This window comes from Streptomyces shenzhenensis, from assembly GCF_021462265.1.
Lineage (GTDB): Bacteria > Actinomycetota > Actinomycetes > Streptomycetales > Streptomycetaceae > Streptomyces > Streptomyces shenzhenensis.
Genome location: NZ_JAJONF010000045.1, coordinates 67,413 through 77,911 on the forward strand (window position 1 = coordinate 67,413; position 10,499 = coordinate 77,911).

General features: G+C 68.1%; 12 protein-coding genes and 2 pseudogenes. 4 read left to right on the top strand and 10 right to left on the bottom strand.

What is annotated here, in order from left to right; all coding sequences use genetic code 11:
* Window positions 1-599 precede the first annotated feature (599 nt).
* The 5 genes from LQ326_RS37875 to LQ326_RS37895 form a co-directional block, all read right to left on the bottom strand.
* Entirely contained in the window at window positions 600-1,211 is a 612-nt protein-coding gene (locus LQ326_RS37875) for a hypothetical protein (RefSeq protein WP_234543604.1), read from the bottom strand.
* A 227-nt stretch (window positions 1,212-1,438) separates the two neighbouring features.
* A complete protein-coding gene (locus LQ326_RS37880) occupies window positions 1,439-1,639 on the bottom strand; it encodes a hypothetical protein (protein WP_234543605.1) in 201 nt (66 codons plus the stop codon).
* A 267-nt stretch (window positions 1,640-1,906) separates the two neighbouring features.
* Complete coding sequence (locus LQ326_RS37885) at window positions 1,907-2,578, bottom strand: hypothetical protein (RefSeq protein WP_234543606.1); 672 nt, start codon at window positions 2,576-2,578, stop codon at window positions 1,907-1,909.
* Window positions 2,575-3,177 (bottom strand): sigma-70 family RNA polymerase sigma factor, encoded by a 603-nt coding sequence (locus tag LQ326_RS37890; protein ID WP_234543607.1) that lies wholly within the window; start codon window positions 3,175-3,177, stop codon window positions 2,575-2,577. Before LQ326_RS37890 ends, LQ326_RS37885 begins: the two co-directional genes overlap by 4 nt.
* Window positions 3,178-3,980: 803 nt before the next feature.
* Entirely contained in the window at window positions 3,981-4,628 is a 648-nt protein-coding gene (locus tag LQ326_RS37895; RefSeq protein ID WP_234543622.1) for a hypothetical protein, read from the bottom strand.
* Between the two features lie 138 nt (window positions 4,629-4,766).
* On the opposite strand from LQ326_RS37895, the pseudogene LQ326_RS37900 reads away from it, so the two are divergent.
* Window positions 4,767-5,150 (top strand): annotated as a pseudogene (locus tag LQ326_RS37900) (transposase); the annotation flags it as partial.
* Here the strand turns inward: LQ326_RS37900 and LQ326_RS37905 are convergent.
* Entirely contained in the window at window positions 5,126-5,440 is a 315-nt protein-coding gene (locus tag LQ326_RS37905; protein WP_234543608.1) for an alpha/beta hydrolase, read from the bottom strand. The pseudogene LQ326_RS37900 and the gene LQ326_RS37905 sit on opposite strands and share 25 nt — an antisense overlap.
* Window positions 5,437-5,991: an alpha/beta hydrolase gene (locus LQ326_RS37910; protein ID WP_234543609.1), complete on the bottom strand. Its 555-nt coding sequence runs from the start codon at window positions 5,989-5,991 to the stop codon at window positions 5,437-5,439. The genes LQ326_RS37905 and LQ326_RS37910 overlap by 4 nt, the downstream gene beginning before the upstream one ends.
* Window positions 5,992-6,152: 161 nt before the next feature.
* Here LQ326_RS37910 and LQ326_RS37915 point away from each other — a divergent pair, with 161 nt between their 5' ends.
* On the top strand, window positions 6,153-7,103 hold the full coding sequence (locus LQ326_RS37915; protein WP_234543610.1) for a hypothetical protein: 951 nt from the start codon (window positions 6,153-6,155) through the stop codon (window positions 7,101-7,103).
* A gap of 309 nt (window positions 7,104-7,412) precedes the next feature.
* Complete coding sequence (locus tag LQ326_RS37920) at window positions 7,413-8,111, top strand: hypothetical protein (protein ID WP_234543611.1); 699 nt, start codon at window positions 7,413-7,415, stop codon at window positions 8,109-8,111.
* A gap of 264 nt (window positions 8,112-8,375) precedes the next feature.
* On the opposite strand, the gene LQ326_RS37925 is transcribed toward LQ326_RS37920, so the two are convergent.
* The 3 genes from LQ326_RS37925 to LQ326_RS37935 form a co-directional block, all read right to left on the bottom strand.
* Complete coding sequence (locus LQ326_RS37925) at window positions 8,376-8,972, bottom strand: nucleotidyltransferase family protein (RefSeq protein WP_234543612.1); 597 nt, start codon at window positions 8,970-8,972, stop codon at window positions 8,376-8,378.
* A gap of 81 nt (window positions 8,973-9,053) precedes the next feature.
* Window positions 9,054-9,554 carry an NUDIX domain-containing protein gene (locus LQ326_RS37930; RefSeq protein ID WP_372497057.1) on the bottom strand — a complete coding sequence of 167 codons (501 nt, stop codon included), beginning with the start codon at window positions 9,552-9,554 and terminating at the stop codon, window positions 9,054-9,056.
* A 148-nt stretch (window positions 9,555-9,702) separates the two neighbouring features.
* On the bottom strand, window positions 9,703-9,891 hold the full coding sequence (locus LQ326_RS37935; protein WP_234543614.1) for a hypothetical protein: 189 nt from the start codon (window positions 9,889-9,891) through the stop codon (window positions 9,703-9,705).
* 145 nt (window positions 9,892-10,036) lie between these two features.
* Here LQ326_RS37935 and LQ326_RS37940 point away from each other — a divergent pair.
* Window positions 10,037-10,396: pseudogene (locus LQ326_RS37940) on the top strand (transposase); the annotation flags it as partial.
* Window positions 10,397-10,499: the final 103 nt, after the last annotated feature.

Consider the following 10,499-nt stretch of genomic DNA (forward strand, 5'->3'; position numbering starts at 1 on the left):
GGTGCGGCCCGCACACCCCACGAACCCGCCGGCCCGTCCTTCACCTGCAAGGCGCTCGTCTTCACTCCCCACTCGGTTGAGGGGCGAAGCGAATGGGGCGACGAGTAGCCCAGGACGATTCCAGAGATCCCCATCAGGGCCGCTCGCCGCGCCCGGCACCCTGCTACTGGGCCGCAAGGCACAGGGGCACAGGTCGTCTCTCAGGAACGCGCCTACCTGGGAATTCGAGGGTTCGGCTTCACAGGAAAACGGGGCGAATAGGGCATTCGGCCTGACACGTTCCTGCTCCTATCGCTGGTTGCCCGGGCACCTGTGAGGTTAGCTCTCCGTGATCAGACCGGGCTGGAGGCCAGATGCGCGGGCCACGGCACTGCCCGCAGGCAGCGCAGTCGGCGCACACGAGGCAGAACTGCGCCGGGGCGCGCGAGGGTTGGCAGATCGGGTTGAAGTCCGGATCGTCCTCGCCCTCGTAGTGCCGGGGCTCGCCGACCGGGGCCGACAGTCGACGTGGACCTGACCGTAGGCGGTGAGCGTCTCGAACCGGGTGCCGCACCAGGTCGACTCCTCCCACACGGCGATCACAGAGCCCGCATCGCCGGTCACGATGCGGCTCCCGGACGCGAGCCGGGGCCGGCTTCGTGGGCGCGGGCGAGCAGTGCGTTGACGACGAGCGCGGCCGCGGGGTCGGAGTCGGGCAGCCGGTTGACCGCGGCCTGCTCGTCCTCGCCGAGCGAGTCGAGCAGGCCGGTGCTGGCGAGGGTACGCAGCAGGGCGTGACGCAGGACGCCGGGGGCGCGGGCGGTGCGGCGGACGGCTTCGGCTTCCTCCTCCTGGCCGCGCTTGCCGTCCTCCGGTTGCATCGCGCGTTCGCCCTCCGCGTCGGCAGCGAGCTCGTCCTGGACCACGGCGTCGATGTCCGGGGCGTACGCACCGCCGGCAGGGGCGAGCAGCCGCACGATGCGCGCCCACTCTGCGACTTCGACCCGGCCGCACTCATCTCCGGCCGGGTCCTCGCGGTGGCGGCCCATGTGCTGCTGCAGCTCGGCTTCCTCGAGGGCGGCCGCCGCCTCCGGGTGAGTCATGCCGCAGGCGCGCCGTCGGACCGAGCGGCGGTCGATCTTCCCGTAGTCGACCGGCTCGCGGGGCGCGGCCGCTCGGCCGGCCGGCGGGGACGCGCGGGCGCCGGTGGGATCGGGTGCGGGGGTGCTCACACGAGCCTCCCAATCGTCTCGGGGAAGCGAATGGTGCCGGATCCGCCGCGCACCGGGCACGGGGGATGACATGAGCCGAAGCTCAGGAGTTGTCACCAGCGGTCCGGCTGAGCTGGCGAATGGAAACGGTTTGCCCGCAGCCGGTGTCCGTGCGGTCCAGGCCGGCGCCCCAGCAGAACTCCCGGTAGGCGTCGGCGTCCAGGGCGGCGAGGGTCCACCATCAGGGCTCAGTGCCGGGTCTCCCACCAGATGATGATCAGGGTCACGGTGCCGCTGCCGAGCTTGTACGCGGCGCCCTTCAGGAATTCGCCGGAGACGTTCTGTCCCTGTCGGCCGATCCCTTTCCGCAGGTGGCGGATCATGACAGAACGCAGCCGGTCCCATCGGGACGGGTGCTCGGGCTGGTCTTTGGCGTTACTCTCGTCCATACGGAGTCCCTCTCGTTGTAGGCGTGCTGGAACACCGTGCAGGGAGCCCTCCCAACTCAGAGGCCTAGGAAACCTGTTGGGGCTGTAGGGCTCCTTCTGCACGTTTTCAGGGATCTTAGTGACGGGCGTGGACACCGAGGTCCTGTGAACCCGAGGCGGCCCCCGCTGCCGACGCTGAACGACATCCAGCGACATGGAGCGACACTCAGCGACACGGAAACGCCGTTGAAGCCATGAGGGACATCACCGGCATTGACGTATGTGGTCTCAGCGGCGGGTGAAGTCGTGGAGGTGGTCGGCGAGGCGCTGGTCGGGGCGGCGGACGATGATGCAGGGGCCGGTCGCCGTGGTGGCGAGGCGGTCGACTTCCATCTCGAGGCCGGCGGTGGGCGGGTTGGCCATGCTCAGGCCGGTCCTGCGGACGTATGTCGCGACGGCTTCCAGGAAGTACAGGAAGGCGCCGTCGGGGCCTTCGGGGTCGAGGACGTTGTCGGTGACCTGATGGAGCCAGTGCCTTGCTTCGCGCATCTCGCTGAGGGCGAGGTGGTGCAGGTGCAGGCAGTAGGCGGCGGCGCGGTGGCCGGCGCCGGCGGCGAGCTGCCACCAGAACTGGGCGCTCTCCGGGTGGCCGGTGAGGTGGAGCAGGCAGGCGAAGACGAGGGCGCCGTCGACGTCCAGGGAGCCGTCGTCCTGGAGGGCTTCGGGTTCCTGGACGAGTCGGTCGACGTGGTCGGCGGCATCGGGCCTGTTGAGGATCCAGCGGCACACCACGGACAGCCGCTGCCCGGCCTGGGCGGCGCGGGCCATGTCCGGGGCCGGGTCGGCCTTGGCGACGGCCGCGTCGCGGGCGAGGCGGCGCAGGGCGGCGCCGACGTCGAAGCCGTCGCGGGGGGTGGTGGGGATGCGCGCGTCGGCCAGGAGTTCGTCGATGGGGCTCACTGTCCCGCTCCCTTCTTGGGGGTCTTGGCCGGGGCGGGCAGTCCCAGCCGGACACGAAGGCGTTCCTTGCCCTTGCGGCCGTGGTAGTCGACGGTGCGGGTGTCCAGGCCCATGTAGCGGGCGATCCGCTTGGTGGGGTAGCCGAGCAGGTGGCGCAGGACGATGACGGTGAACTGGCGGGGCGGCAGTTCGAGGATCGCCTCGTACAGGCCGCCGGCACTGCTGTTGAGCTCCAGCTGGTGGCGGACCGCCTCGAGGTTCTTCGCTATCGGGCCGTTGATGAGGAACGCCGGCGGGCGTCCGTCTGCCTGGAGACGCCGGGTGACACCCCGATGCAGGACGGCCAGGGTCTGCTGCTCGAGATCGACCTGCTGCAGCAACTGGTCCCAGCTGCCGAGGATCTCCAGGAACACCAGGTGGACCACGTCCTCGGCCACCCGGCGGCTGCCGAGGTGGATTTCAGCGAAGTCGTGGAAGAAGTCCTGGTGTCCGAGGTAGAAGCCCTCGAAGTCTAGCGGCAGATCGGGAGGGGCCTGGACGGGCTGGCCGTGGCCGCCGTCCTGGGGCGAGGCGTCAGTGCTGACGTCGCCGATGCCCATGGAGCCTCCAGGCGGTGCGAGCGCCGGCCCTTGCATGACGGGGACCGACGCAGGTCGTGGCACAGGCCAACTTGCCTGTACGGGAGCCCAGTTGCCCTGGGCTCTTGAGCACCACCCTGTCGACTTTCGCAGCGCGAAACTCATCCGCACCTCGAAAATTATTACTTACAGATCACCTTCACGAACGGAACGTAAGTGCTCAGGTGGACTCCTGTTCGGTGCATGCCTTCTGAGCTGGGTTAAAGCGAGAACGGGCGATAGTTCCGCATTGCAGGTTCTCGGAATGGGTGGCACACGTCACATCTGTGGACCCCTGAGTGGACGTCAGACGACCCAGCGGCGTCAACTGGTGACGGTTCCGGGCACAACCGATCCCCCGTCACCCGATCGAGGGGCGCGCGGCTGAAGAGCGAACCGCACGCCGCGCCGGAACGGGGCCTGGCACGGCTGCCCGCACCAGATACTCAGGCCCGCTTCCGCGATGCTCGGTCCGTCGTACGGTCCTCGTGCCTTGCCTGTGCCGGCCGGCGACCGTACGGCAGCGGGCGGGCGCCCCCACGCGGCCGCGAGGGACTGTGGACGAACCGATCCGACTGCTCAGTCCGTCCTTGCCCTACGCGTTGGAACCGGCGCCGGAACCATTCGAGCCGGGACTGATGCGGGTGAAGACCACCGGGCGTGCAGTGCGTACCGGGCGGAGCGTCGCAGGCGGGACAGGAGACGTCCAGCACGCTCCAGGACGGAGACTGCGGCAGCGGGCGGCGATCAGCTTCCTTGAGCCAGGCCTCGGCCGGAGTCCGGGCCTAACCCGCTGCCCGGACGGCAATACGCAGCGATGCGGCTGTACGGCGAGCGGCCTTCGGCCGGACGCGGCTGCTGTCGGCACGCCTCTTCCAGGCGATGATCTGGCCCTGCTGCTGAGCGTCGATCCGCGCACCGGCCTGCGAGGCGTCGTTCACTACTTCGTCGACCAGCTTGCGCATGACCTCCGGCGACATCCGGCCGCCCTTCCGCCTCCCCAGAAGCTTGCGTGCCCGCCCGGCCGCCTGCGAGTCCCGTTCGTCCTGCAGTTCGGCCCGTCGTGCAGCTGCCGCCTCCTGCTGCTGTCTCGCGTGAGCCTCCAGAAGGGTCTCGGCTGTGGCCATGGTCTGCTTCTCGGCGTCGGTCTGGCCGCGATACGCGACCGCCCGGAGGTGTTTCCGCAGCGTTCTGACCTGCACGAGATCCGAAGCAACGATCGCCTCATCCAGCTCGGAGAACAGCTGACCGCGCATGCGCGACTGCTTCACCAGCCAATGCTCCGCGTCCGAGACCGCGGCCGCCAGCTGGGCCTCGGTCTCTTCCCCAACGCCGGTCAGATCCGCGATGTCCCGGCAGAGCTCGGTCACCACGAATCCGGAGTCCACCACGGAGTGCACCCTGATCGCGTCGGCCAGCTTCCGCAGCAGCATCTGCGCTCGCGCGCGTACGTACCGAGCCGATCGGCGCCCCATCCGGCTGGACGAACTCGACGTCAGCCCGCAAGTCCCGGCTGGGGAGCCAGGCGGCGGCCGCGGACTTCACATACAGGTGGTCGGCGCTGCTGCACGCCCGGCATCGGCCCACCGCTGGGTGCCGAGTTCCTCGCCACGATCGGCAACGACCTCGCGGCCTTCACCGGCCCAGACCGACTCGCCGCCTTCGCCGGCCTGGCTCCGGCACCGCACGATTCCGGGAAGCGGACCGGCAACCTGCACCAGCCCCGCCACTGCCAGCGGGGTCTACAGCGCGTCTTTTACATGTCCGCCCTCATGAGCATGCGCTGCGATCCCAACTCCCGGACGGATTACGACCGCAAGCGCGCCGAGGGCAAAGGCCACTCCCAGGCCGTGATCGCCCTCGCCCGGCGCAGAGTCAACGTCTTGCGGGCCCTGATCCGGGACAGCCGCCTCTACGAAGTCGCCGCGCCTCAGCCCGCCGGCCGGTCCGGGTGATCGTCCGACCGCCACAACCAGCGCAGGGCATCGGGCAGCAGCACCCCGCCGTGGTTGGGGCTGTGGCCGCCATCGCCAAGGACAAGGCGGAAGTCGTAGCCGGTTTCTGCGAGCGCGGCCGCGACGCGCAGGTTGCTCGCGAGCCAGTTTGCCTCGGGCTCGTTCCAGCGCAGGTCACGATGGCCCGCTTGCAGGAAGATGCGCAGCGGCTTGCGAGGGACGCCGGGAATGAGCTCCGGGTAGGGGTTGCCGCCTGGCATCTGCGTGAAGCTGGACAAGTACCCGATCACCCGGCGGAACTGTCCGGGCGCAGCCACGCCGCGGTGAAGGCGCAGTTCCCGCCGCTACTGCCACCACAGATGCCCCACCGGTCGGGGTCCTCGGCAATCGAGTAGTGCTTCGTGACCTCAGGGATGATCTCTGTCAGGAGAAAGCTGACGTACCGGTCGTCGTAAGCGTCGTACTCGGTATTGCGGTTCTTCGGGTCCTCAGCATCCGGGAAGACACCCGGGTCGACGAACACGCCGATGACGGCCGGGATGTCACCGCGGTGGACGAGATTGTCCAGAACGATCGCACCGCGGACCTCCCCTTCAGGGTCCAGGTACCACCATCCGTCCTGGAACACCATCAGCGACGCCGGCTCCGAGGGGTCGTACCGCGCGGGCACATGCACCCAGAACTTCCGTGACGTTCCCGGGTAGATCGCGCTGTCGTTCCAGTCGAACTCGATTGTCACGCCGGCGGGCACGCCGGGCTGCACGGCGGAGTCGGGGCCATGGGCGTAGCGCACATCCGACTGGTGAACCGGAAGCGGCTGGTAGGGCACCTCGATCGTCACGGGGGCCAACCTAGGAGAGATCAGGAACGGTCTCAACGGGGTTTATGACTGCCCGCACACGGCTTGATTTCTCCATGGGAAGCCGCTCAGAGCGTGCAGTGGACGATCGCGCAGACGGCCCCGGTCGCCGGTCGGCTTCAGCTGGGGATTAGCCTCGGCGGATGATCCCTGCCCGGCATCCGAAAGTCATCACGCGTCACCGCGACGGGCGAATCCTTGCATACATGGTGGACTCCGGCACGTCCGGGACGCTGGAACCCGCCGCGGTGTTCCAGCCGCAGGCCGACGACGAGGTCGTGGAGTCGACACTCCGGTCCGATCTTGAGCGCGTCGTGTACACGACCCTGAACAGGGTCGTCTGCCTTACGCGCGCTGGTGACCTCGTCTGGGCAGCCGACTTCGAGCCGCGATCCGACGTGCGCCATGGTCACCGGCCCGGCTGCGCGCTGTCCCTGGACGGCCGGACGGTGTGGGTCTACCGGCCGGACGCGATGGCGGGACGCGGCGGCGCGGACCAGTGGACCGCGCACGACGCCGACAACGGGGCGGTCCTCGCCCGGCGGGAGCTGGAGACGGTCGGGCACGGTGCCGAGCACCATGTGCACCCCGTGGACGGCAGCGTCTACCTCGACATCGGAGAGGGCCAGGACGGCTCCGTCATTCTCAAAGGCACGATCAGGGTTGGCGGCGAGCCGGATTTTGTGACGTACCCGTGGAACGACCGGATTCTGATCGACCTGGCGCCGGACGGGAAACAGTTCATGACCGTCGACCACGGACAGGAAGACGTCGCCTTCCACCGTCACCCCACCGGTGAGGTGCTCTTCACCCTTTCCGTCGAGACCTTCGGGTACGACCCGCAGGAGACCTTTGTGGAATGGAGCGGCGGCTACCTGACCCCGGACACAGCCATCGTCACCCTGGGCGGTGAGGCCCAGGACGAGGAGGAGTGGTTCCGCTACCACCTGATCGACGTACGCACGGGCACGCCCAGCGGCGAGATCCCCGTCGACGCGAGCAACCCCTACGAACTGGTGCCCATGGGCGAAGGCTCCTGGCTCACCAACGGCCCCGCCGGCCATCCCGTCCGTTGGACCCCCGCTCCGCGGTGATCCCCACCGCCACACCAAGAACGCTGACGGGCACACTCCCGCGGCGCCGTTTGCGGCGGCCGGCCATCCCGCAGTCGCCCGCGTGTACGGCCGACGGGCCCCGTGACGCGGCTCAGTCCGAAGATCCAGCCCGGCGCCGACAGGCGGTAGGCCCGGCCACACTCCTCTTCGGCCTGCCGCCGCCCCAGGCCGGCCACCTTACGGTCGATGCGCTCCTCCCACATGACATGCCAAATCCGCATGATGCGGAATACGCGACGTCGAGCGGACGGTGGGCGCGTTGTCAGTGGGATCAGCTTGGATGGAGCTGTGTCTGTCCATGAACTCATCCGTCAGTTGCCGGAGATCTCGATCGTTCGCGACCGCTCCCGGGCCATGGCCGTCCTCGACGCAATCATGAGCCCGGACTGGGAGTCCCGGTTCTACTCGTTCGACTCGCGGTGGTCGCCGACCGAGGAGATGGCCTCCATGCGTGACGGGTGCGGCAATGACTACTCGATCGTCTTCTCGCCGGCAGGCGCGTATGCCCGCGGCTTCGATCACGAGTCGCCCATGAGCCCGTACCGGGTCACGCCTCCTGTTCCGTGGCCAGGGCTGTTCGACGGTGTGCCGAAGGCTTTTGTCCACAACGTTTCGGAGCCGGCGTTCAGCGGACACGACGGGATACCGCGGGTGACCGTGTGCTTCTGGCGTGAGCAGGCAGACTCCCTGTGGAGGGCCGGGAGGGCCGAGGCCCTGCCCGCAGGCGTGGAGGACGGCGGCAGCGCAGAGTGGCTGTTCGAGGTCTTGGTGGATGGCCACCCCGAGGCTTATCAGCAGTTCGCGGAGGAGTACTACGAGGTCGCTGTGGACATCGAGGCCATCCGCCACGTCTATGCACTGCAGCCTCTCACCCAGAGCGTCGTGACGGCGATGAATCCGGACGTGGGCGTCGCTGACCTTGCCGAGGATCTGAGGCAGATCGGATACCCAGTTCCGGGACCGGAAGCTGACCCCGGAACCGCGTGATCACGAAGCAGGCACGTTTCGCACCTCGCCTATCGGCAGCAGGGTTGCGGTGGCCGGGGCGCCCGGCTGCCGGGGCGCCGGTCGGGCGCCGCAGGGACGTCGGTGAGCCGTTCCAGGAGCTGGTCCAGGGCGGCCTGGCCGTCGTCGGCCGCGACGCATTCGTCATCTGTCAGAGGGACGTCGGCCAGCATCTTCTCGATGACGGCAATTCTTGAAAACAGCTCTGGCCGCAGTTCCGTGAAGGCCGAGTAGTCAAGTCGGCGATCAGTTTGGCCACGGCAGAACGGTGAGCTCCGGCCACTCCTCCTTCCAACGCGCCACCTTGGTCTCATAGACAGCCCGCGGGGCCAGGACCGGGTTGGGTCGCACGACCAAGTTGAACACGTCGGAGAGACCGTGAGGTGCGTAAACGTGCCACGTTCCATCGGAGTTCAACCGGACGCCCAGACAGCACGTTGTCGCGGCAAAGCAGTCGATCGCGGTCTCGGTGGACTCGTGCGGCGGACACGGGATCCCGAACTTCTGCTCGTACCAAAGATGCACGCGGGCTTCGTTGCGGATCTCCACCTCGGCCGGCAGGCCAGCGAACACCTCGCGACCGGCCTTGATCACGGCGTCCTCCGCCTCCCACGACAGATCGGTGCCGTCGAAGTAGAAGATGTCGTAGTCCTTGATGCCGTTGGTCGGGGGCCTGCCGGTGACCACGTTCCATACCGTCTGGAACAGGCAGCCCGCCGTCACATACCAGCCGGGCAGCTCCAACGCCGCCGCCCTGGCCATCACGTCGGTCAGGACCTCGTTCCGGGAGAGCACCGACCGTAAGCCATCGAGCTGCTCAACGAGTGGGAGTCGGCCAGGCATCTGTACTCCCTATCACGAACATCTCCTCTCTCAAGGCGCTTTGACCGCAAGCAGGCTCTCCAGCCCGAGAGGCGAGCCAGGTCAGGACTGCGCGCTCCGGAAAGCGAGATACCGGCTGAAGGCTTCGTGACTGTCGGGGGTGAAGCGCCACTCCAGCAGCGCCGACCGCAGCTCCGGCTCGGTCAGCCAGCCGTGCCAGGCGACCTCATCAGGTTCGGGGACCACGGCGTCCGGTATCACGGCTTCGTGCACGCCGAGCCAGTGAGGGCTCAGGCCGCTGCGGTTGATGAACGTGAACAGCAGGCGCGGCAGCACATGAATGCCAAGTTCTTCGGCCAGCTCCCGCGCGGCGGCCTGGTCGTAGGACTCGCCGACATTCACCGCGCCACCGACCACGACCTCATAGAGCCCGGGGAAGCGCGACAGCTGCTCCGACCGCCGGTGGACGAGGATCCGGCCGCGATCATCACGACACACCGTCACGGCGACCCGATGCAGCCACCCCTCCCGGATGGCCTGCCGACGGCTGACCACCCCCAGCACATGATCTTGACCGTCGACACGCTCCACCAGTTCATCCACGACGCACACCCTGACAGAGCCCACCGACAACGCTGATTCCCGGTGACCCGCAGAGGTCGCCCCAAGAGCATCTGCACCAGGAGACCGTGGGCGGATGGCGACAGTTGTCGTGCACATACGACGCCTATCGTGCTCAGGCACCAGAGCATCACGGCTGGGTGAGGATCCGGTCCCGGAGGAGTTCAAGTTCGAACGAGGCTCGGCCATACACAACAGCCCCCTTGGGTGTTTTTACCCTGTTTACATGTTCTTCGATGACCCCGGAGCTCCATGGCAGGGTGAGTCCGGCGGTGACGGCATCGAGGTCCTGACGGAGGAAGCCGGCGAAGCCCTTCATGGGCTTCGGAGCGTCCTGTTCGGCCGGCCGGACCCACTCCAGCAGGAGGTGTCCGCGTTGGTGGCGGACCAGGTCGGCGAAGGTGCGGGCTAAGGTCGCAGGCCCGGGTGATGTCCGGGCAGGCGAGCCGGACTTGAAGGAGTGGGTCGGCGTCAGGACCGGAGCCCGGATCCTGATCGAGGTCGGCGACGGCAGCACCTTCCCGACCGCAGGCCATCTCGCGGCCTACGCGGGTCTCGCCCCGGCAACCCGCAGCTCGGGCTCATCGATCCGAGGCGAACAGCCCTCCAGACGAGGAAACAAGCAGCTCAAACGAGCCTTCTTCCTCTCCGCGTTCGGCGCTCTGGGCGACCCGGTCTCCCGGGCCTACTACGACAAGAAGATCGCCCAGGGCAAGCACCACACCCAGGCCCTGCTCTGCCTCGCCCGACGACGAGCCGACGTCCTCTTCGCCATGCTCCGCGTCGGCACCTTCTACGAGTCCCGTCCCGTCACCGTGACTTGAGAGCTGCTAGTGCTGTGGCCGGGAAGGTTTGCCGGAAAGCTCGCGGCGTCCGGTGCGGTGCATCGCAAGGCGGAGCATCGCCCGCGTACTGGATGTACTCGGG

Excerpts from the sequence above, each read along its gene's own strand:
- LQ326_RS37880 (WP_234543605.1), bottom strand. The coding sequence starts at position 1,639 with ATGGACGAGAGTAACGCCAAAGACCAGCCCGAGCACCCGTCCCGATGG.
- LQ326_RS37895 (WP_234543622.1), bottom strand. The coding sequence starts at position 4,628 with ATGCTGCTGCGGAAGCTGGCCGACGCGATCAGGGTGCACTCCGTGGTG.
- LQ326_RS37915 (WP_234543610.1), top strand. The coding sequence starts at position 6,153 with ATGATCCCTGCCCGGCATCCGAAAGTCATCACGCGTCACCGCGACGGG.
- LQ326_RS37890 (WP_234543607.1), bottom strand. The coding sequence starts at position 3,177 with ATGGGCATCGGCGACGTCAGCACTGACGCCTCGCCCCAGGACGGCGGC.
- LQ326_RS37925 (WP_234543612.1), bottom strand. The coding sequence starts at position 8,972 with ATGCCTGGCCGACTCCCACTCGTTGAGCAGCTCGATGGCTTACGGTCG.
- LQ326_RS37935 (WP_234543614.1), bottom strand. The coding sequence starts at position 9,891 with ATGAAGGGCTTCGCCGGCTTCCTCCGTCAGGACCTCGATGCCGTCACC.